Consider the following 21,117-nt stretch of genomic DNA (forward strand, 5'->3'; position numbering starts at 1 on the left):
GCTTCGTGAAATCGGTGCGCGTACTGACTTTCAAAGATGTCAACGTGGAAGAACTCGCCTCCAAGGAATTCGAGCTGCCCAAGGAATTGGCACTCGACGAATAAGAACCAATCCGCCTTCACCCGTGCGGCGGAAAACCAACGATGGTTTAGGAAAGCAGCCTGTGAATCAGCCGACAGATCGTGCCCGTCAAATGTGGATCGATCGGGAGGCACTCGCTGAGGCGATGATTCCCCTGATCGGTCGTCTGTATCGCGACAACAACGTCGTGACGAGCGTGTACGGTCGTGGCCTGATCAACAAATCAGTCATCGGCCTGATCAAGGCGCACCGGTTTGCGCGCCATATCGCCGACGTCGAGTTGCCCCTCGAAGAGACGCTTCCTGTCTTGCAGACCTTGCTGCGTCTCAACCTTGGAGCCGCGTCCATCGACCTCGCCCGGCTGGCGATTGCCTACCGTCAGGATGCGCAGGAGCTCTCGCTGGAGGAATTTCTTCGGGCAGAACTGTCCAACATCGTTGACCAGCACGGACTCGATGAGCGCACCAGCACCGATGTCGTGCTCTACGGGTTCGGTCGTATCGGGCGGCTGCTGGCCCGCATCCTGATCGAACACGCGGGCGGCGGGCAGGGCCTGCGCCTGCGCGCCATCGTCGTGCGCAAGGGGTCCGCGAACGACATCGTCAAGCGGGCCAGCCTGCTGCGACGCGACTCCGTGCACGGTCCCTTCGAGGGCACGATCACGGTCGACGAGGAGAACAACACCATCCTCGCCAACGGCACGCTCATTCAGGTGATCCACTCGAGCGACCCGGCGTCCGTCGACTACACGGAATACGGCATCCACAACGCCGTCGTCGTCGACAACACGGGCCGGTGGCGCGATGCCGAGGGCCTCTCCCAGCACCTGAAGTGCCCCGGCGCCGAGCGCGTTCTCCTCACCGCGCCGGGCAAGGGCGCGCTCAAGAACATCGTGCACGGCATCAACCACGGCACGATCACCGACGACGACCTGATTGTCACCGCGGCGTCCTGCACCACGAACGCAATCTCCCCGGTGCTGAAGGCGATCAATGACCGCTTCGGCATCATTGACGGCCATGTCGAAACGGTGCACTCGTTCACGAACGACCAGAACCTGATCGACAATTTCCACTCGGGCGACCGTCGTGGACGTTCCGCCGCGCTCAACATGGTGATCACCGAGACCGGTGCGGCGAAGGCCGTGGCCAAGGCGCTACCCGAACTCGCCGGAAAGCTCACCGGAAACGCGATCAGGGTGCCCACCCCCGACGTGTCCATGGCGATTCTCAACCTCACGCTGGAGAACGGTACGGACAAGGACGAGGTCAACACCTACCTGCGCACCATGTCGCTGCACTCCGACCTGCACAAGCAGATCGACTTCATCGATTCTCCCGAGGTCGTCTCGAGTGACTTCCTCGGCTCTCGGCGGGCAGGCATCGTCGACGGACTCGCGACGATCGCCAACGGCAACAAGGTGATTCTCTACGTCTGGTACGACAACGAGTTCGGCTACAGCTGCCAGGTCATCCGGGTGCTGGAGGAGATGGCGGGCGTTCAGGCGCCGGCCTACCCCAGCGCCGTTGCTGAGGAGCTCGAAACCGTCAGCTAGACCGTCGTGTGCGGGCCGGTCGCCTCGCGACCAGATCACCCGCCCGCGTCACAGAGGGCACCTCGCAGCAGGGCACGTTGATCGTGCCCTGCACGTCGGGGCAGCAGGCGCACTGATGCCGGACCCGGTGTCAGCGGGGCTCACAGATAACCACGGGAATATCCCGGTCGGTCTTCGTCTGGTACGCCGCGTAGCCCGAATACGCCGCCACGATCTGGGGCCACAATTCCGCTTTTTCGACCGGCGTTGCGGTGCGCGCTCGCATCGGTATCGTCGAACCCCGGATGGTGAGTTCGACCTCCGGATGAGCGACGAGATTCAGGTACCAGTTCGGATTTCGATCATCACCGCCCTTGGACGCCACGAGCACGTAGCGGCCGTCACCGTGCACGGGGGCGGTCAGCATCGTCGAGCGCCGCTCGCCGCTGGAACGGCCGATCGTGTGCAGCTCGACCGCCGGCATCGGGCCGATCGTCCACCCCAGCCGCCCCCGCGATACCGCGAGCAGGGTGCGGTGGAACCCGTTCATGATGCGCATGCCGAGGTCGACGGTGTTGTCGCGAAAAGTCATGTCCCGAGCGTACGTCGTGTGCGTGGGTGTTGGCCTGCCCCGGTCAGGGCCCGACGGCAGAGGAGCCCAGAACGTGGACCGCTGTGGCGGGTGAGCGCAGATGTGGTCGGGCTGCCGGCGGGTTAGGTTGGAAGGCATGACCACAGCAACGATGCTCAGCGCGCTCCTCCGCACGGCCGGTTCCGCCCGGCCTTATGCCGAAAGCGAGCCGCTCACGCTCGAGCAGATCCCCGTGCCATCACCGCGAGCCGGCGAAGTGCTCGTCAAGATTGAGCGCGCGAGCCTGTGCCACTCCGACCTGTCGGTGATCGACGGGTCCCGCATCCGTCCCTTGCCCATGGCCCTCGGGCACGAGGCGGCGGGAACCATCGCCGCGACGGGCGCAGGCGTGGACGACGTGAGCGTCGGCGATCGCGTGGTGCTGGTGTTCGTGCCGAGCTGCGGCGAGTGCCGTGCCTGTCACGCCGGCCGACCCGCGCTCTGCCACCGCGGAGCAGCGGTGAACAACACCGGAGACCTGCTGCACGGTGACGCGCTGTTGCGCTCGGATGAGGGCGAGCGCATCAACCACCACCTCGGAGTGTCCGCCTTCTCGCAATACGCCGTCGTGGCGCGCGAGTCGGTCGTCGTGATCGAGCCCGACGTGCCGTTCGACGTGGCCGCGATGTTTGGGTGCGCCGCACTCACCGGAATCGGTGCCGTACTCAACACGGGCCAACTGGCCGCCGACCAGTCGGTGATCGTGTTCGGACTTGGCGCGGTGGGGCTGATGGCCGTGATGGCGGCCGCGCAGGTTGCGGGTACCACGGTGATCGCGATCGATCCGTTGCCCGAGAAACAGCAACTCGCGCTGCGCTGCGGAGCCACGGCGGCCGGCTCACCCGATCAGGCAGCCGCTCTCGTGGGTGAGCACGCCGGCGACGGCGTCGACCTGGCCATCGAGGCGGTGGGAAACTCTCGGGTCATGGAGGCCTGCCTTGCGCTCCTCACCCGTGGGGGCGCCCTCGTCTCGGTGGGCCTTCCGCACCCGGACCAGACCATCACGACGTCAGCCCTGCAGTTCGCCGGCATGGGGCGCCGCCTGCTCGGCTGCTACATGGGCGATTCGGTGCCGAGTCGCGATATCCCCGCCTACCTTGACATGTGGCGGTCGGGCGCCCTGCCGGTCGAGCTGCTGCACACCGATACCCGGCCGCTCAGCGACCTGAACGAAAGCCTCGACGCGCTCGCCGAGGGACGAGTGGTGCGCCGTCTGTTCACCCTCGCCTGAGCGCCCGCCGGCGTTCCGACCGGGCGGATCCACCGCGGTCGGCGGTCACGGTAGGGGATGAGGCGGAAGGCTCGGCTGCTAGCGTTTTCACATGAGCTCCGCCGCAGCATCCGTGTCAGCCTCGTCCCCCTCAGCTGTCGTCGACAGCGCCCTGCTCCTGTCGAGCGTGATCGACGGGCACAACGACTGGGCGTGGGAATGCCGGGCCTCGCGTGACTACTCGGTCGATGGGCTCGAAGCCGGGCTCGAGACGGACACCGACATCGAGCGGCTCCGTGCCGGCCGGGTGGGGGCCCAGTTCTGGTCGGTGTACGTCAGCGACGGCCTCGCCGGGGCGGATGCCGTGCAGGCCACGCTCGAGCAAATCGACTGGGTGCACCGTCTCGTGGCTCGATACCCTGCGACGTTCGCGCTCGCCCGGAGCGCCGCCGACATCGAGGAGGCGCGCGCGAACGGGCTCATCGCCTCGCTCCTCGGTGCCGAAGGGGCTCACTGCCTCAACGACTCGCCGGCGGTGCTGCGCATGCTCGCCCGGCTCGGCGTACGCTACCTCACCCTCACACACGTGCACAACACATCCTGGGCAGATTCCGCAACGGACGCACCAGAGCACGATGGTCTCACTGCCCGCGGCGTCGACTACGTGCGCGAGCTCAACCGCCTGGGAATGCTCGTGGATCTCTCCCATGTGTCCACGGCCACCATGCACGCCGCACTCGATGCCACGGACTCGCCCGTGATCTTCAGCCACAGCTCGTGCCGCGCCCTGCACGACCATCCCCGCAATGTGCCCGACGATGTTCTCCGTCGTCTCGAGGCCAACGGGGGAGTGGTCATGGTCACGTTCGTTCCGCAATTCCTCTCCGCGGAGTACGCGGCATGGGCCGAGGGAGAGATGATCACGCCCGCCCCCAAGGTGACGATCGCCGACGTGGCGGACCATGTGGAGCATGCGCGGTCTGAAGCAGGCATCCGTCACATCGGTCTCGGCGGCGACTTCGACGGCACCGAGGAGTTTCCGATCGGTCTCGACGGGGTCGACGGCTACCCGGCACTGCTCACCGAGCTCGCCAGGCGCGGCTGGACGGCCGAGGAACTGGCGGCGCTCGCCGGTCAGAATGTGCTTCGCGTGCTCCGGCACACGGATGCCCGCTTTGCCGCCCCCGCGAGCGCCGCACCGATTCTCGTACGCTGATCGCGTCGACCAAATGATCCCGGGTGCAGGACGCCCTGGTGGATCTGGGTCTCTGAAACCCTTGGTCCTCCACAACGCCTCGGTCCCTCCACGAGTGCACGAAGATGGTGCCTGACCGGGCACGGCCGAGGGTGAACGGCCACTGTGGTGGCCGGAGGCACTCGTGGCACGCAAAGACGAACTGGGCAGGTACGGAGAAGACTGTGCCGCCCGCTACCTGATCGACGCCGGCTATCGCATCGTGGAGCGCAACTGGCGGTGCCCGGACGGGGAGGTCGACCTCATCGTCGAGCAGGCCCGACAGGTCGTCTTCGTGGAGGTCAAGACCCGCAGCAGCACGAAATACGGGCATCCGTTCGAGGCCATCACAGCCGAGAAACTCTCCCGTCTGCGACGTCTGGCCGGTCTGTGGTGCACCCAAGCGCAGGTGTGGCCGGAGCGAATACGGGTGGACGCGGTGGCTGTCATCGCGGCTCGCGGCCGGGAACCGGTCATCGAACACCTTCGGGGCGTGTTCTGATGGCCCTCGCCCGAACGCATGCGGTGGCCCTCCTCGGCCTGACGGGTGCGATGGTCGAGGTGGAGGCCGACATCTCCGCGCAGCTTCCGGCGATGAACATCATCGGTCTGCCAGACGCGGCACTCTCCCAGGCCACACAGCGCGTGCGCGCCGCCGCGACGAACTCCGGCTGCCCGCTCACTAACCACCGGTTGACAATCGCACTGTCACCGGCCGCGCTTCCGAAGCACGGGGCAGGGTTCGATCTCGCCATCGCCCTCGCCTGCCTCGCAGCAGACCGTGTCGTCGCGCCGGAATCCGTCGCCTCCGTGGTTCACTTCGGAGAACTGGCCCTCGACGGCCGTTTGCGACCGACACCCGGAATCCTCCCCGGCGTCGTCGCTGCTGCACGTCTGGGCCACAGCACCGTGATGGTCCCCGCCGGAAACGCCGCGGAGGCCGAACTCGTGCCGGGGGTCCGGGTGATCGCCGTCGCCTCCCTGCGCGACGCGGCCATCTGGCACGGCGCGCCCCTCCAGCCGCGGGAGGTTGACGTGATCCTGCCACAGGGCGACACGCCCGACGAGGCCACGTCGCTCGACCTCGTCGATGTGATCGGCAACGACGATGCCATCCTCGCGCTGCAGGTCGCTGCCTCCGGGGGCCACCATGTCTTCATGCTCGGTCCTCCCGGCGCGGGGAAGACCATGCTCGCGGCCAGGTTGCCCGGATTGCTGCCGGACCTCGATGCCTTGGCCTCGCTCGAGGTCAGCTCAATGCGGTCACTCACGGGGCGGGGGCTGGGGCGCGCGCTCATCACGCGCCCGCCGCTCGAGGCCCCGCACCACACCATCACCGCGGCCGCCATGGTGGGTGGCGGCACCGGTCAGATCAGGCCGGGGGCCGCCGCGCGCGCCTCGCACGGAGTGCTTTTTCTCGATGAAGCGCCCGAGTTCGCGTCACCGGTACTGGATGCGCTCCGTCAGCCGCTCGAATCGGGGACGATCAGCATCCATCGAGCCAACATGACCGCGAACTTCCCGGCACGATTTCAGCTTGTGATGGCCGCCAATCCCTGTCCCTGCGGGCAGTACGGTGCGGGAGACCTCGAATGCGCGTGCCCGCCCAACGCCCGGCGCCGCTACCTGGCCCGCATCTCCGGACCACTCCTCGACCGGATCGACATTCAACTCGGCGTCACACGCATCACGGCCGCCCAGCTTCGGGTTGCTGCCGACAGTGCGCGCATCACGAGCGACCAGGCCCGCGCCCGAGTGGTCGATGCGCGTGCCGCGGCAGCGGAACGATTGCGCCACACGCCGTGGGCACTCAACTCCCAAGTGCCGGGGCCGTGGCTGCGTGGTCCGCAGGCGAAGCTTGAGCCCGCCACCACGGCGGCCCTTGAGCGGGCCCTCGAGCGGGGTGGCATCACCATGCGCGGCTTCGACCGCGTGCTGAGGGTGGCCTGGTCGATCGCCGACCTCGAAGGCGCAGCACGTCCCGGACCCGAACACGTAGGACTCGCGCTCTACCTGAGAAAGGGAATGACAGCATGAACATTTACGGATTGCCGGAGGCCCAGGTGCTGGCGCTCGCCGGGGGTGTGCGCGGGGGCTCGTCGGGCATGGAATCGGAGCCGGATCCCGTTCGCGCGGCAACGGACGTCTTCGCTCGTGCGGCCTGGACGGGCATTGTCGAACCGGGGGATGGCCTGGCGGGCCTGCTGATTGGCAGCCTCGGTGCCGAGGCTGCGCTCACCGCGGTTCTGGACGCCTGGACGCCGACGCGAATCACGGAACTCCTGAGGCAGAACGGGAGCGACGACTCCGAGGACGAACTGGGCGGCAGCGTCGAACAGGGCCTGTTGCGTTGGCGCCCGAGACTGAGTGCCACGGAGGTCGTGCGGTCGCTGCAACAGTCGGCACGCGTCGGAGCGCACCTGCTTCTGCCTCACGACGAGCTCTGGCCCCGACCGCTCGATGACCTCGGTACACACGCGCCGCTCGCTCTGTGGTGGCGCGGCACAGCGACGGCACTCCGCGGGCTTGCGACGTCCCTCGCGCTCGTGGGAGCGCGGGCAGCCACGGGGTATGGGGAGCACGTGGCGATGGAAGCCGCCGCGGGTCTCGTCGATCGCGGATTCACCATCGTCTCGGGAGCAGCGTACGGCATCGATGGGATGGCCCATCGGGCGGCGCTCGCGAGCGAGGGGCTCACCGTGGCTTTCCTGGCAGGGGGAGTGGACCGCTTCTACCCGAGCGGTCATGACGCGCTCCTCACCCGCATCGCGGCCGACGGTGCCGTCGTGTCAGAGCTGCCCTGCGGCGCGGCACCGACGAAGTGGAGGTTTTTGCAGAGAAACCGGTTGATAGCAGCCTCGAGCCTGGCGACGATCGTGCTCGAAGCGGGCTGGCGGTCGGGGTCACTCAACACCGCCGGGCACGCCGCTGCCCTCGGCCGGCCGCTCGGTGCCGTGCCCGGCCCAGTCACCTCCCCGACCTCGGCGGGGTGCCACCGGCTGATCCGGGAATTCGATGCCGTCTGCGTCACGACTCCGGCCGAAATGGCCGAGCTCGTGGCGGATCGCACCGTGCAGGTACCCCTCGATTGTGCTGGAGTCGATTCGGGCGGTCCCGTCGATCTCGGGAGCGGGCGCACGAGCGACCAGGTTCGGGTGTTTGACGCACTCAGCGCCCGGTCACCGCGGAGCCTGCCAGAGCTGGCGCGGCGATCGGGCCTGTCGCCGGCGGGCGTGCGCGGGGCTCTGGGCGCTCTTGACCTTGAGGGCGCGGTCCGCGAGCGTGAGGCCGGGTGGGTGCGGTGCGCCTGATCGGGCGCGACGGGACAGCTCCGGAACCGTAAGCCAGCTGATTCCGACCCGAACGGTGTCACCGTCACCGTCACCGTGATCGGCTTCGTGTTGCGTCAAGGCCTCTTAGACTGACGGTATGAATCTCCCCACTGCTGTGGAGCTGGCTGCTGCCGTTCGCTCTGGAAACCTCACCGCCGTTGAGGCTACGACGGCCGCCCTGAGCCGAATAGAGCTCCATGACCCCCGGATCGGCGCCTTTCAGGTCGTTCGAGCAGAGCGGGCGCTCGAGGAGGCCGCGGCGTTGGACGCCCGCGGTGATCGGGCATCGCTGGTACTCGCCGGCGTGCCTATCGCCATCAAAGACAACATCCCTGTGGCGGGGGAGCCGCTGCGCGACGGCTCGGCGGCAACCAGTGCTGAAGCACAGACGTCCGACCACGAGGTCGTCGCCCGGCTTCGGGCCGCCGGGGCGATCATCATCGGCCTGACCAGGGTGCCGGAGCTCTGCGTGTTCGGAACGACCGACTCCGTCTTCGGCATCAGCCGCAACCCGTGGAACACCGATCGTACGCCGGGCGGATCCTCCGGTGGGTCGGCGGCCGCCGTCGCGGCGGGTATCGTCCCCGTCGCACACGGAAATGACGGCATGGGCTCCATCCGCGGGCCGGCAGGCAACTGCGGGCTCTTCGGGCTGAAGCCCGGGGGTGGCGTCGTGCCCCAGAACATCGGTTTTGATTCGTGGGGTGGAATGAGCGAGAACGGGCCTCTGGCGACGACCGTCGCAGACGCTGCCCTTCTGCTCTCGGTCATGGCGGACCGGCCGGAGCTTGCCAACCCCGTGGAGCCCCGGCATCCGCTGCGCATCGCTATTGCGGCGGGGGAGCCCTCGGCATTGGTGAAGCTCGACCCCGAATGGCGGCGAGGCCTCGAGGAGACAGCCGAAGCGCTCCGCGCAGTCGGCCACAGTGTGACCGAGACCACGTTTCCGTACGACCCGAACCCGCTTCCGCTGCTCGCCCGCTGGTTTGCGGGGACTGCTGCCGATGCCCGTGGCCTTGACGCGGCCCTGCTGAACCCGCGCACCCGCACCCATGCCCGCCTCGGCCGGTTCGCCAGTCGTGTCGGCCTTCTGCGTTCACGACCGGTAGACCGCTCCCGGACCACGATCACACGGTTCTTCGATGACTATGACGTGGTCCTCACCCCGACCCTCGCCCAGTCCGGGCCGGAGGCTGGCGTATGGTCCCAGCGCAGCTGGTTCGCGAACATTGCCTCGAACATCCGTTACGCGCCGTACCAGTCGACGTGGAATCTGCTCGACTGGCCCGCGGCAAGCGTCCCCGCGGGCTGGCACACGATTGATGGCGTGCCGCTCGGTGTGCAGATCGTCGCCCCGCCGCATCCGAACGCCGCAGGCGAGGCGCTGATCCTCAGCCTCGCCCTGCAGCTCGAACGAATCCGGCCGTGGCCGCGGGTTGCTCCCGGTTTCGCGAGTGAGCCGGCAGAGCCCGAATTGCAGGCCTAGTCCCCCCGGCCGTCCCGCGACGAAACCGGAGGAATCTCACGAAGATTCCGGCAGCGCAACGGCGCGTTCGACGGCGCCGAGCGACGCGGCGACGTCGTCGGCGTCAGTTGACCAGTTACTCACGGAGATGCGAAGCACGTCGCGGTCGTGCCACCGGGAGCCCGACATCCACGCGGTGCCGTCGGCGATGAGCCGCGCCGTGACCTCGCGGGTACGCTCATCGCTGCCGAAGGACACGCACACCTGGGTGAAGACGACATCATTGACCACCTCGACACCGGGTATTCGGGCCAGTCCGTTCGCGAGGGACTGGGCGTGCGCCGCCAGTCCCTCCACGAGGCCGATGGTGCCGGAACGCCCGAGCGACCGCAGGGCGGCCCACACCGGGATGCCGCGTGCCCGGCGAGACAGCTCCGGCACCTTTTCGAACGGGTCGCCCGGGCCGCCCTCGGCCTGGATCAGGTAGTCGGTGTGAACGCCGAACACCGAACGAACCACCTCGGGGCGGGAGACGATGGCCACTCCGCAGTCGTAGGGCACGTTCAGGGTCTTGTGTGCGTCCGTGGCCCAGGAATCGGCCGTGTCCAGGCCGGCCACATGCGTGCGGTACCGAGGGCTGACCGCGGCCCAGAGGCCGAAAGCGCCGTCGACGTGTACCCAGGCCCCGTGAGTGTGAGCGATCCGCACCGCGTCGGCCATCGGATCGAACGCCCCGGAATGCAGGTTTCCGGCCTGCAGGCAGACGATGGCCGGACCGTCCACGTCGGTCATGGCCTCGGCGAGGGCCTCCGGGTCCAAGCGGCCCTGCGCGTCAACGGCCACCGCGGTCGGGGCACCGAGCCCCAGGTAGCGCAGGGCGAGATCGATCACCTCATGGCGCTCCTCACCGACGAAGACCCTCACCCGAGGAGCTCCGAACAAGCCGTCCTTCGGGAGGTCCCAGCCAACCCGCTCGAGCACCCACTGCCGACCGGATGCGAGCCCGACGAAATTGGCCATTGTCGCCCCGGTCGTGAAGCCGACATCGGCGCCGGAGGGAAGTCCCAGAAGGTCGAGCAGCCAGCCGCCGGCGGCCTCCTCGGCCGCCGCCATGGCGGGCGTGGCATATCGGAGACCGGCGTTCTGATCCCACGCACTCACCAGCCAATCGGCCCCGAGAGCCGCCGGAAGGGTGCCGCCGATCACCCAGCCGAAGAACCGACCGGAGGGCATGGCCATGAGTCCGGGCTCCGCACAGGCCACGAGTTCGTCGATCACCGTCGCCGGGTCGGTGGGATCCTCCGGCAGCGGATGCCCGAACGCGGCGGCGAGACCGTCGGCGTCCTGACTCGGACCGACCGGGCGGTCAGGCAGCGAGGCAAGCCACTCCAGAGCGTGCGCCTTCGCGCGCTCAAGTGCGGCCTCGTAGGAATGCGATCCGGAGGTCATAGCGCCATCGTAAACCCGTGGTCCACCCCTGCACAGGGTCGAGATGCCGGTCGGTGTCTGTGGGAGCCCGTAGTCTGGTGGCACCGACGAAGGGGGCTGAGATGTCAGAGGTTCAACTGGGCCAGTACCCGCCCGCCACACACCTGATCGTGCATCTGAGTGACACGCATTTTCTCGCCAACGACCCGCTCCTCTACGGCACAGTGGACACGGACTCGACCGTTCACCGAGCCCTCGCCCAGCTCGAGCGGTCCGGTCTGCGCCCCGGCGCCCTCGTGATCACCGGCGATGTGGCCGACCGGGGCGAGCCGGCGGCCTACCGGCGCGTTCGACACCTCGTGGAGTCGGCCGCCGCGTCGTGGGGTGCACAGGTGATCTGGGTCATGGGCAACCATGACAAACGGGTGCCGTTCCGCACCGAGTTGCTGCGCGAGAATGCGGCCGACGCATCGGACGAGCCGATAGACCGCGTGGTTGTCGTCGACGGCCTGCGCATCATCGCCCTCGATACGAGTGTCCCCGGTTATCACCACGGCGATCTCACGTCTGCCCAGCTCGACTGGCTGGCCGACGAACTGCGCGAACGCGCCCCGAATGGCACGCTCCTCGCCCTGCACCACCCTCCCGTTCCCACTCCGCTGGCGTTGATGAGTGTGTTGGAGCTGCGCGGGCAATCCCGGCTGGCCGACGTCGTGCGCGGGTCGGACATTCGGGGGATCCTGGGCGGCCACCTCCACTACTCGACGCACGGTCTGTTCGCGGGCATCCCGGTATCCGTTGCGGCCGCGACGTGCTACGTGATGGATCTCAGCGCGCCCGAACGCGAGCTCACGGGGGTCGATGGCGGCCAGTCGCTCGGTCTCGTTCACGTCTACGGGGACCAGATCGTGCACTCCACCGTTCCGATCGGGGAATTCCCAACAGCCACGCATTTTCCTGCCGCCTATCTCGACGCCATAGAAGGTCTTCCGCCCGAACAACGGGCGGAGAAATTCTCCCGTCAGACCTCGTGACCCTCGACCGGAGCGGAGCGCCGCGCCGCACCGGGGGCGTGGCAGCGCCGATATCGGACGATTCGCGCGAAAATGGTGAAGTGCAACTCACCGGGGCAATCGATGACTTCCTGCTGTATCTGTCGGCCGAGCGTGGCTACTCGCCGCACACCGTGCGGGCCTACCGGACCGATCTCACCCAGCTCGCCGACTTCGCCGCCGCGCGGTTCGCCGAAGACGCCCAGGACGTGACCCTGGAACTCCTGCGCGAGTGGCTGTGGGTCGGCACCCAGGCGGGATTGGCACGGGCCACCCTCGCCCGGAGGTCGGCATCCGCCCGGAGTTTCACCGCCTGGCTGACGCGGACCGGTGGCAGCCCGAGCGATTCGGGTGTGCGTCTGCGCACACCCAAGCCCGGGCGTACCCTGCCTCGAGTCATCAACAGAGGGCAGATGGAGCAGCTTCTGGAATCCCTGGCAGTGCGTGCCGGGGGAGGCGACGCTCCTGCCGTGCGGGACCTGGCTGTCGTCGAGATGCTTTACGCCTCCGGCCTTCGCGTGTCAGAGCTCGTCGGCCTCGACATCTCCGACGTGGATCTCGATCGACTCACGGTGCGTGTGACCGGCAAAGGTTCCAAGGAACGCGTCGTTCCCTTTGGCGTGCCCGCCCAGCGCGCGGTCGTCGAGTACCTGCGGTCGGCGCGGCCGGTTCTGGCCGCGGCCCCGGTGAGTGCCAGAGCGACTGCGGAACCCCACGCCCTGTTTCTGGGGTCGCGACGACAGCGCCTCGGAGTTCGGGCCGTCTATCGGCTTGTCGCGGCGTTGCTCGGGCAGGTGCCCGGAAACGGCCCCGCCGGACCACACGCCCTGCGACACACCATGGCGACGCATCTCCTCGACGGCGGGGCGGATCTGCGTGCAGTCCAGGAACTACTGGGTCACGTGAGCCTCGGAACCACTCAGATATACACACACGTTTCCGCGGAGCGACTCAAACAGAGCTATCGGCTGGCGCACCCGCGCGCGTAGCCAAGGTGATGCCCTCACGGCACGGGTAGCAAGACAGCACGCTGCACGCCGTCAAGAAAATTCAGCGGCGAGACATACATCCCGTATCGACGGACCCCGAAATGAAGGCACACGTTGGTGCAGTGCCCGCCGGACGACGTCACTCCAATGCGCTGGCCCCCCACCACCCGATCGCCGACGTTCACCTCGGCCTGAACCGGTTCAAGGGCCGAGATCACGCCGCCACCCTGAGATATCGAGACCACGGGCCGATCCGCGACCAGGCCGACGAACGATATGACACCATCGGCCGGGGCCAGGACCGGCGTTCCCTCTGGCGCCACCACGTCGATGCCGCGGTGACCCGCAGAATACGGTGTCAGCGGCGCGACGAACCCCGCCCCGATCTGGTGGGGCGGCGCGGTCGGCCAGTCCCACGCACCCCGTGTCGGTACGGGCGTCGCTCCCGTCAACACCAGAAACAGAACGGGAGCCAGCGCGGCTGCCCGGAAGGGGCGTGACGTCAGTGGTCGGATCAACATGCCGCCAGTGTGCTCCCGGCAAGACCGTCGGGGCGGGGCGCCCGCGGGCTTTGTGTGGTGCCGCGCGCGGGCACGCCTGTGGAGGAAGACGTTCGCGCTCCGCAACCGCGAATCGGGTGATAAGCTACTCCAAGCAGCGCCTCGTGCGCTGACTACGCGTGCCCATCAGGCCGCCATGTCCCATCGGTCCCCGCTCTTTCGAAAGCACGCTTTCGCGCGAGCAGGGGCGGGCGTGTGCCGGGCACCAGGAGCGAAGATCATCCGATCCTCGCACAAACCGATTGGCGTTTCGTGCTGCCACAGCACGCGCGCCGGACAAGGAGAACGGCTCATGGCCGTCGTAACCATTCGCCAGCTGCTCGACAGCGGCGTGCACTTCGGGCACCAGACCCGCCGTTGGAACCCGAAGATGAAGCGCTTCATCTTCACCGAGCGTTCCGGCATCTACATCATTGACCTGCAGCAGTCGCTCGGGTTCGTTGACAAGGCCTATGACTTCGTCAAGGAGACGGTTGCCCACGGCGGCACCATCCTCTTCGTCGGAACGAAGAAGCAGGCACAGGAATCCATCTCTGAGCAGGCAACGCGCGTGGGCCAGCCCTACGTCAACCAGCGTTGGCTCGGTGGACTTCTCACCAACTTCCAGACCGTTTCCAAGCGTCTGGCCCGCATGAAAGAGCTCGAAGAGCTCGACTTCGAGGACACCGCCAAGAGCGGTTTCACGAAGAAGGAAATGCTCATCAAGAAGCGCGAGCTCGTCAAGCTGCACAAGAGCCTCGGCGGAATCCGCAACCTCACGAAGACGCCGTCCGCGCTCTGGGTTGTCGACACCAACAAGGAGCACCTCGCGATTGACGAGGCCCGCAAGCTTGGCATCCCCGTGATCGCCATCCTCGACACCAACTGCGACCCCGATGACGTTCAGTACCCGATCCCCGGCAACGACGACGCCATCCGCTCCGTCGGTCTGCTCACCCGCATCATCGCGGACGCAGCAGCCGAGGGCCTCATCCAGCGTCACGCCAAGCCGGAGGCCGAAGTTGAGCCCCTCGCTGCGTGGGAAGCTGAGCTCCTCAAGGGCTCGGACGAAGCCGTCGTCGTCGAGACCGCAGCCGATGACGCTGTCGTCGAAGAGGTCGTTGTCGCCGAGCCCGTCGTTGAAGAGACCGTAGTTGCCGAGCCGGCCGTCACCATCGGTGACGCCGTCGGTGACGCCGATGTCGCTGCTGCCGTTGCAGCCGCAGCAGACGAAAAGAAGTAGGGAACCCCGTATGGCAAACTTCACACTCGAAGACGTCAAGGCTCTCCGCGAGAACCTTGGCACTGGAATGGTCGACACCAAGAACGCCCTCGTTGAAGCTGACGGCGACATGGACAAGGCCATCGAGATCCTGCGTCTCAAGGGTGCAAAGGGCAACGCCAAGCGCGCTGACCGTTCCACCTCTGAGGGCCTCGTAGCCGCCAAGGAACTCGGTACCACCGCATACATGATCGAGCTGGCGTGCGAGACCGACTTCGTCGCCAAGGGCGGTAAGTTCGTTGCCCTCGCCGACAAGGTTCTCGACGCGATTGCCGCAGCCGGCGCAACCACCGTTGCTGAAGGCCTTGCTGCCACCAGTGGCACGCAGACCGTGGCAGACCTCATCGACGGCGAAGCCGCAATCATCGGCGAGAAGTTCGAACTTCGCCGCGTTGCAGCCGTCAACGGCGAGCTGTTCTCGATCTACCTGCACAAGACCAGCAAGGACCTGCCCCCGCAGGTCGGCGTTGTCCTGGGCTACTCGGGTGACGACGCGGAGACTGCTCGTTCCATCGCGCAGCACATCTCCTTCGCCAACCCGGAGTACCTCGCGGCGAGCGACGTTCCCGCTGACCTCGTGGAAACCGAGCGCAAGATCGTCACCGAGATCTCGAAGAACGAGGGAAAGCCGGAAGCGGCCCTCCCGAAGATCGTCGAAGGACGCGTCAAGGCCTACCTCAAGCAGGTCGCCCTGCTTGAACAGGACTACGCAAAGGACAACAAGGTTTCCGTGAGCAAGGTTCTCGCGGACGCCAAACTGACCGTTTCGGGCTTCGCCCGGTTCAAGGTCGGCGCCTAACAACAACTGACGGAGACCGGATTGCGCAAGCGATCCGGTCTCCGTTTGTGTGTGCCCCAGCTACACGCGGTAGTTTTGAAACACATCGTACGAAAGGTCTCGCACCATATGATCGACACGGGCAAGAAGCGCAGGGTTCTCCTCAAACTTTCCGGAGAGGCTTTCGGTGGTGGCGGCGTCGGGGTCAATCCCGATGTTGTGAGTTCACTGGCGCGCGAGATCGCTGAGGGTGCCAAGCAGGTCGAGGTGGCCATCGTCGTCGGTGGCGGAAACTTCTTCCGCGGCGCTGAGCTCTCTCAGCGCGGCATGGACCGCGAGCGCGCCGATTACATGGGCATGCTCGGCACCGTGATGAATGCTCTCGCCCTTCAGGACTTCCTGGAGCAGGCTGGAGCGGAAACCCGGGTTCAGTCGGCAATCGCCATGACACAGGTGGCCGAGCCATACATTCCCCGCCGTGCGGAACGCCACCTGCAGAAGGGCCGTGTTGTCATCTTCGGCGCTGGCGCCGGGCTGCCCTATTTCTCCACCGACACCGTGGCCGCGCAGCGTGCCCTCGAAATTGCGGCGGATGTCGTGCTCGTCGCCAAGAATGGCGTCGACGGCGTCTATTCCGACGACCCACGAACCAACCCCGACGCACACAAGATCGACCAGATCACGTACCAGGAGGCCCTGCAGAAGGGGCTCAAGGTCGTCGACTCGACCGCATTCAGCCTCTGCATGGACAACAACATGCCGATGCAGGTCTTCGGCATGGCGCCCGATGGCAACGTTACCGCTGCCATCCTGGGTGCCGATCTCGGCACCCGCGTCTCCAACTAGAATTCTCTTACCACCGAAGAAGGAGTCACCGTGATTGCGGATGTTCTGTCCGATGCCACTGCGCGTATGCAGAAAGCACTTGAAGCCGCCAGAGACGACTTCGGAACCATACGTACCGGGCGGGCGAACCCTCAGATGTTCGCCAAGATTCTGGTGAACTACTACGGAACCGCCACGCCGCTCGAGCAGCTGGCCTCCCTCCAGAACCAGGAAGCACGCACCCTCCTGATCGCTCCGTACGACAAGAGCGCGCTCCGGGACATTGAGATCGCCATCCGTGACACACCGAACCTGGGTGCCAACGTGGGAAACGATGGTGTGACCATTCGCGCCACCCTGCCCGAACTCACGACGGAGCGTCGCAAGGAGTTCGTCAAGATCGTGAAGTCTAAAGCGGAGGATGCGCGCATCTCCGTGCGCAATATCCGCCGCAAGGCCAAGGACGAGCTCGACTCCCTGAAAAGCGAAGTCGGGGATGACGAAGTGGGACGGGCCGAAAAAGAACTGGAGCTCATCACCAAGAGCCACGTTGACGGCATCGACGATGCCTTCAAGCGCAAGGAAGCCGAACTGCTCGAGATCTAGGACGTTCTCAGATGACGGATCAGCCGGGAAGCCACCGACCACCGAAGCGCGGGCACGGCGTCAGTCGCGCCGAGTTCCGGGCTCAGGTCAAATCGACCAAGGCGGACTTCGAGCGTCAGGTACAGTCCACAAAGGCGGACTTTGAGCGCCAGGTGCAGGCAACGCGAGCGAGCCTCGATGCGACGAGCGAGCGTATTCAGGCGCGCACAGGACGAAACCTGATCCTGGCCGTGCTCATCGGCCTGGTGCTCGGCGGGGCAATGCTGGTGAGCCTCATCATCGTCAAGGACCTGTTCATGATCTTCGCGATCGTGATCATCGGATTCACCTCGTTTGAATTCGCCCAGGCGCTCCGCCATGCCGGTCGCAATGTACCTCGGATCCCTGTCGTGATCTGTGCCGTCGGAGTGGTCCCGGCGGCGTTCTTTCTGGGCCCCGCCGGTCAGTTGCTGGCCACATTCGGCGGAATCCTGCTGATCGCCCTCTGGCGCGTCGCCCTGGCTGCATTCCCGGCCCACCGAGCTCCCGTTCGAGCAGTCCTGGGGGACATGGGAGCGGGGGTTCTGATCCAGACCTATGTCGTCTTCCTCGCCAGCTTCGCCGTGCTTCTTGTGGCCCTCCCGGGGGGACAGTGGTGGACGCTCGCCTTCCTTTTGCTGGTGATCATTGCCGACACCGGAGCGTACGTCAGTGGGTTGAATTTCGGCAAACATCCGCTGGCCCCCACGATCAGCCCCAAGAAGACGTGGGAGGGGTTCCTGGGCGCCGCGTTGATCTGCATGGTCGCCGGAATCCTGCTGGCGCTGTTCATGCTCGATCAGCCGTGGTGGTTCGGGCTGATCTTCGGCGGGCTGATCGTGTTGTCTGCTACGTTCGGGGACCTGGCCGAATCGCTCATCAAGCGCGATTTGGGTATCAAGGACATGAGTTCGTGGCTGCCAGGTCACGGCGGATTCCTCGACCGGTTGGACTCCATCCTGCCGTCGGCGGGAGTCGCCTACGCCCTCTATTTGGTTTTCGCGTGAATCCGGCCGTTTCGGCTGGCGTTGTGTTTAAGGGAGAATGACGTCGTGAGCACTACTTTTCCGCGTTCCGCCAAGAAGACCCTGGGGTACAGTCTCGAGCAGGTGGAGGATTTCCTGGCGTCGGCCCGGCAGGCCTACGATGCAAACGACGATTCCGGGCCGCTGACGGCCGTGAGTATTCGCCACACCGCTTTTTCGATGCAAAAGGGCGGCTATTCTCCGCAACACGTCGACGCGGCACTTGAGCGCCTCGAGGATGCCTTCGCGGCGCGCGAACGCGAACGCGTGCTGAGCGTGAGCGGCGAGGAGGAGTGGCTGCGTGAGGCGCGCACGTCCTCGGAGGTGCTGGTGGCCCGACTGAGCCGAGCGGCCGGGCACCGCTTCACTCGCACCAGTTTTCTGAGCGTCGGGTACAAGCGATCCGACGTCGACCGGTTCAGCAACAGGATCGTCAAATGTCTCCGCGACGGTCGTTCCATGAGCGTTGATGAGGTCCGTACCGCCGTATTCCGTGCCGAACGTGGCGGGTATCGCGAAGCCCAGGTGGACGTCGTGCTCGACAGCGTGATCGACGTGATGCTGGCTGTTCGCTGACAGCAACCCGCACGGAGGTTCCCGGCCGTTATTTGGTCGTTACCAAATCGTCGGCTAGGGTGACAAGCCTATGGGCAGACATCTGAACGTCATCGAACCCGTCGCAGTTTCGACCGGGGCTGCCGTTCGCAGAACCCGTAAGCCCGTTCGGGTGTCGCACTTCCTGTTCGGCTTCGTGGCCGCCTGTGCTTTTGTGCTCGTCTCCGTCGTGGATCCATACTCCGGTGCGACCGCCTCGCCGTACTTCCAGGTCGCCGGAGATCGCTATGCCGGAGTCCCCGCTCAGGCCGTGACCATTGAGGGCTCGTACACCAACACGGTGACTCGAGAGGGATACACCGTGACCGCGATCGAGAAGCCGAAGCCGGTACCCGTAGCGCCTGCCCCTGCCCCCAAGGCTGCCACGAGCTTTACGGCGCCGTCAGCAGCGGTACCGGACCCCGGAACGGCCAAGGCCTACGCCTACGGGGCCGTTCAGGCTCGCGGCTGGGGCGAGGACCAGTACAGCTGCCTCGTGTCGCTCTGGCAGAAGGAATCCGGCTGGCGGGTGAACGCAACGAACAGTTCGAGCGGTGCCTACGGGATTCCCCAGTCCCTGCCCGGGTCGAAGATGGGTTCTGCCGGCCCCGACTGGGAAACCAACGCCGGAACACAGATCGAATGGGGCCTCGGCTACATCGTCGGACGTTACGGCAGCCCCTGCGGCGCCTGGGCCAAGTCTCAGGCCTCCGGCTGGTACTGAACCGACCGTTCTTTCGGGACCGCCGGCACACGGGAATAGACTGAATTCATGGCGCGCAGTAACCGGCCCCGCGGCCGAAAGTCCTCGGGTCACGACGACGACGACGGCACTGGTCTCGGTCATCTTCTCGACGGGTGGCGTCGCAGCGAGGTGCGCAGGGACGGCCTGTGGCACGTACAGCCGATTGCGGCGACGAAGGCCCTGAAGACCTACCAGTGTCCTGGGTGCGCACTGCCCGTCGAACCTGGGACCGCGCACATCGTCGCGTGGCGTGGTGACGGGGTGCTCGGCGACGCCGCCGACATGGCCAACCGACGCCACTGGCATTCTCACTGCTGGAAGATCACATAGCCGTCCGCGGCCAAGGAGTGCACCTATGAACAACGCCTCGTCCCTTGAACCACGTGAAATACGCGGGTCGATAGAGCTGCCCGCCGTACGGGAGCACATTGAGCTCACAACAAGTGATGGCCTCACGCTCGTCGGGGAGTTGGCGACGCCCGTCGATCGGGCACCGATCGCCACGCTTGTCACGCTGCATCCCCTGCCCACCGCCGGCGGCTTCATGGACTCCCACATCCTGCGCAAGGCCGCCGGCCGGCTGCCGGCTTTGGCCGGGCTTGCGGTCGTGCGCTTCAATACTCGTGGCACGACGTCGCCCAGAGGAACGAGCGACGGAACCTTCGATGACGGAGTGGGGGAGAGAGCCGATGTGGCCGCGGCCATGGCATTTGTGGCCGCCCGTGGCCTCCCCAACCCCTGGCTCGTCGGTTGGTCGTTCGGAACTGAACTTGCGCTCAAGTACGGGTTGGAACACCCGATTCAGGGCGCGATTCTGCTCTCACCGCCCCTCCATCGGGCGACGGATGCAGAACTGGCCGCCTGGGCTCATCAGGATCGCCGACTCGTCGCCATCATTCCCGAGCACGATGACTATCTTCAGCCGGCCGAGGCCCGCGAGCGATTCGCCGTGGTGCCCGACACCCGGTTCATCGCGGTCGAGGGCGGCAAGCATCTCTGGGTCGGCGAGAACATGACTCGGCGAATCCTTGACGAGATCGTTGCCGTGGTCAACCCGGCGGCGCTGCCGTTGCCGACCGAATGGCGCGGGCAGCCCTAGGGAGCCCGCCACGCAGGAGCCCGCCACGCAGGAGCTCGGACCCGGCAGCCGGGCGGTCGAGGGGGGCTAGAGCTCGTTCTGCCGCGGGATGACGACCTGTTTCACGATCAAAATCGCCGATGCCGCCACGGGGATGGCGATCAGGCGCCGAGAATGCCGAGGAGTGATCCTCCCGCGAGAGCCGCGATCACGACGACCGCGCCGGGCACGGAGACGGCCCGGTTCATGATGTTCGGGCTGAGAACGTAAGCCTCCACCTGCATGTAGATGAGGTAATAGATCGCGGCCACGAAGGCGGTCAGTGTCGAACTTCCGATGCCGGGGATGAGGCACATGGCCACGATGATGACCGAGCCGGTGATCGTGCCAACGAGTGGCACCAGCGAGAAGAGGAACGCGATGAAGGCGAGGAGAGCCGGGAACGGCGCTCCGATAATTGACAGGAAGATGAAGCTGAGCACACCGTTGCACGCTGCGAGTGAGACCTGCCCCACGACATACTTGCCAACCGACCGCGAGATCTGCTCACTGAGGTCAGAGAATCGTGCGCGTTTCGACGCCGGGACCAGTTGGTACGTGGCGCGTTTCATGGCGTTCAGGTTTGCCGTGAAGTACAGCGTCAAGATCAGGATGATCAAGCCGCCGAAGAG

General features: G+C 66.2%; 22 protein-coding genes and 1 pseudogene. 19 read left to right on the forward strand and 4 right to left on the reverse strand.

From position 1 onward, the window contains the following. Both JF66_RS22995 and JF66_RS12105 read left to right on the forward strand, forming a co-directional pair. Positions 1 to 104, forward strand: a 104-nt coding sequence (locus JF66_RS22995) for a DUF2469 family protein (protein WP_156109766.1), incomplete at its 5' end; no start/stop codon positions are given. Between the two features lie 59 nt (positions 105 to 163). Continuing rightward, positions 164 to 1,636, forward strand: a complete 1,473-nt coding sequence (locus JF66_RS12105; RefSeq protein WP_081882356.1) for a glyceraldehyde-3-phosphate dehydrogenase — start codon at positions 164 to 166, stop codon at positions 1,634 to 1,636. Positions 1,637 to 1,766: 130 nt separating this feature from the next. Here JF66_RS12105 and JF66_RS12110 read toward each other — a convergent pair whose 3' ends face one another. Then, positions 1,767 to 2,207, reverse strand: coding sequence for a nitroreductase family deazaflavin-dependent oxidoreductase (locus tag JF66_RS12110; RefSeq protein ID WP_035878274.1), 441 nt, complete (start codon positions 2,205 to 2,207; stop codon positions 1,767 to 1,769). Positions 2,208 to 2,358: 151 nt separating this feature from the next. Between JF66_RS12110 and JF66_RS12115 the strand changes: the two genes are divergently transcribed. The 6 genes from JF66_RS12115 to JF66_RS12140 all read left to right on the forward strand — a co-directional run bounded on the left by JF66_RS12115 (position 2,359) and on the right by JF66_RS12140 (position 9,508). Further along, positions 2,359 to 3,477 (forward strand): alcohol dehydrogenase catalytic domain-containing protein, encoded by a 1,119-nt coding sequence (locus JF66_RS12115; RefSeq protein WP_035878335.1) that lies wholly within the window; start codon positions 2,359 to 2,361, stop codon positions 3,475 to 3,477. A gap of 91 nt (positions 3,478 to 3,568) precedes the next feature. Continuing rightward, positions 3,569 to 4,672 carry a dipeptidase gene (locus JF66_RS12120; RefSeq protein ID WP_051973481.1) on the forward strand — a complete coding sequence of 368 codons (1,104 nt, stop codon included), beginning with the start codon at positions 3,569 to 3,571 and terminating at the stop codon, positions 4,670 to 4,672. Between the two features lie 163 nt (positions 4,673 to 4,835). Next, positions 4,836 to 5,192, forward strand: coding sequence for a YraN family protein (locus JF66_RS12125; RefSeq protein ID WP_035878277.1), 357 nt, complete (start codon positions 4,836 to 4,838; stop codon positions 5,190 to 5,192). Then, complete coding sequence (locus tag JF66_RS12130) at positions 5,192 to 6,727, forward strand: YifB family Mg chelatase-like AAA ATPase (RefSeq protein ID WP_035878279.1); 1,536 nt, start codon at positions 5,192 to 5,194, stop codon at positions 6,725 to 6,727. The genes JF66_RS12125 and JF66_RS12130 overlap by 1 nt, the downstream gene beginning before the upstream one ends. Then, the gene (dprA, locus tag JF66_RS12135; protein WP_156109767.1) at positions 6,724 to 8,001 is read left to right on the forward strand and encodes a DNA-processing protein DprA; all 1,278 of its coding nucleotides are present in this window, start codon (positions 6,724 to 6,726) and stop codon (positions 7,999 to 8,001) included. The genes JF66_RS12130 and dprA overlap by 4 nt, the downstream gene beginning before the upstream one ends. 118 nt (positions 8,002 to 8,119) lie before the next feature. Further along, on the forward strand, positions 8,120 to 9,508 hold the full coding sequence (locus tag JF66_RS12140) for an amidase (RefSeq protein WP_035878281.1): 1,389 nt from the start codon (positions 8,120 to 8,122) through the stop codon (positions 9,506 to 9,508). Between the two features lie 36 nt (positions 9,509 to 9,544). Here the strand turns inward: JF66_RS12140 and JF66_RS12145 are convergent, their stop codons facing one another. Next, positions 9,545 to 10,936: an aminotransferase class V-fold PLP-dependent enzyme gene (locus JF66_RS12145; protein WP_035878285.1), complete on the reverse strand. Its 1,392-nt coding sequence runs from the start codon at positions 10,934 to 10,936 to the stop codon at positions 9,545 to 9,547. Positions 10,937 to 11,037: 101 nt separating this feature from the next. On the opposite strand from JF66_RS12145, the gene JF66_RS12150 reads away from it, so the two are divergent. Both JF66_RS12150 and JF66_RS12155 read left to right on the forward strand, forming a co-directional pair. After that, the gene (locus JF66_RS12150) at positions 11,038 to 11,949 is read left to right on the forward strand and encodes a phosphodiesterase (RefSeq protein WP_035878288.1); all 912 of its coding nucleotides are present in this window, start codon (positions 11,038 to 11,040) and stop codon (positions 11,947 to 11,949) included. Between the two features lie 80 nt (positions 11,950 to 12,029). Continuing rightward, entirely contained in the window at positions 12,030 to 12,956 is a 927-nt protein-coding gene (locus tag JF66_RS12155; protein WP_035878355.1) for a tyrosine recombinase XerC, read from the forward strand. A 14-nt stretch (positions 12,957 to 12,970) separates the two neighbouring features. Here the strand turns inward: JF66_RS12155 and JF66_RS12160 are convergent, their stop codons facing one another. After that, complete coding sequence (locus JF66_RS12160; protein WP_051973482.1) at positions 12,971 to 13,477, reverse strand: M23 family metallopeptidase; 507 nt, start codon at positions 13,475 to 13,477, stop codon at positions 12,971 to 12,973. Positions 13,478 to 13,808: 331 nt separating this feature from the next. Here JF66_RS12160 and rpsB point away from each other — a divergent pair, with 331 nt between their 5' ends. From rpsB to JF66_RS12205, 9 genes are all read left to right on the forward strand, one after another. Further along, positions 13,809 to 14,738 (forward strand): 30S ribosomal protein S2, encoded by a 930-nt coding sequence (gene rpsB, locus JF66_RS12165; RefSeq protein WP_035878290.1) that lies wholly within the window; start codon positions 13,809 to 13,811, stop codon positions 14,736 to 14,738. Positions 14,739 to 14,748: 10 nt separating this feature from the next. Then, positions 14,749 to 15,576 carry a translation elongation factor Ts gene (gene tsf / locus JF66_RS12170; protein WP_035878292.1) on the forward strand — a complete coding sequence of 276 codons (828 nt, stop codon included), beginning with the start codon at positions 14,749 to 14,751 and terminating at the stop codon, positions 15,574 to 15,576. Between the two features lie 108 nt (positions 15,577 to 15,684). After that, complete coding sequence (gene pyrH / locus JF66_RS12175) at positions 15,685 to 16,401, forward strand: UMP kinase (protein WP_035878296.1); 717 nt, start codon at positions 15,685 to 15,687, stop codon at positions 16,399 to 16,401. 30 nt (positions 16,402 to 16,431) lie between these two features. Further along, entirely contained in the window at positions 16,432 to 16,986 is a 555-nt protein-coding gene (frr, locus tag JF66_RS12180) for a ribosome recycling factor (RefSeq protein WP_035878304.1), read from the forward strand. Positions 16,987 to 16,997: 11 nt separating this feature from the next. Then, complete coding sequence (locus JF66_RS12185) at positions 16,998 to 18,011, forward strand: phosphatidate cytidylyltransferase (RefSeq protein WP_081882357.1); 1,014 nt, start codon at positions 16,998 to 17,000, stop codon at positions 18,009 to 18,011. A 45-nt stretch (positions 18,012 to 18,056) separates the two neighbouring features. Next, positions 18,057 to 18,605: a DivIVA domain-containing protein gene (locus tag JF66_RS12190; protein WP_035878306.1), complete on the forward strand. Its 549-nt coding sequence runs from the start codon at positions 18,057 to 18,059 to the stop codon at positions 18,603 to 18,605. 70 nt (positions 18,606 to 18,675) lie between these two features. Then, a complete protein-coding gene (locus JF66_RS12195; protein ID WP_035878313.1) occupies positions 18,676 to 19,347 on the forward strand; it encodes a lytic transglycosylase domain-containing protein in 672 nt (223 codons plus the stop codon). Between the two features lie 48 nt (positions 19,348 to 19,395). After that, positions 19,396 to 19,698, forward strand: a complete 303-nt coding sequence (locus JF66_RS12200; protein ID WP_035878317.1) for a hypothetical protein — start codon at positions 19,396 to 19,398, stop codon at positions 19,696 to 19,698. Between the two features lie 25 nt (positions 19,699 to 19,723). Continuing rightward, positions 19,724 to 20,467 carry an alpha/beta hydrolase gene (locus tag JF66_RS12205; RefSeq protein WP_035878318.1) on the forward strand — a complete coding sequence of 248 codons (744 nt, stop codon included), beginning with the start codon at positions 19,724 to 19,726 and terminating at the stop codon, positions 20,465 to 20,467. A 66-nt stretch (positions 20,468 to 20,533) separates the two neighbouring features. On the opposite strand, the pseudogene JF66_RS12210 reads toward JF66_RS12205, so the two are convergent. Next, positions 20,534 to 21,117: pseudogene (locus tag JF66_RS12210) on the reverse strand (AI-2E family transporter); the annotation flags it as partial.

Source organism: Cryobacterium sp. MLB-32, from assembly GCF_000738085.1.
Classification (GTDB): domain Bacteria; phylum Actinomycetota; class Actinomycetes; order Actinomycetales; family Microbacteriaceae; genus Cryobacterium.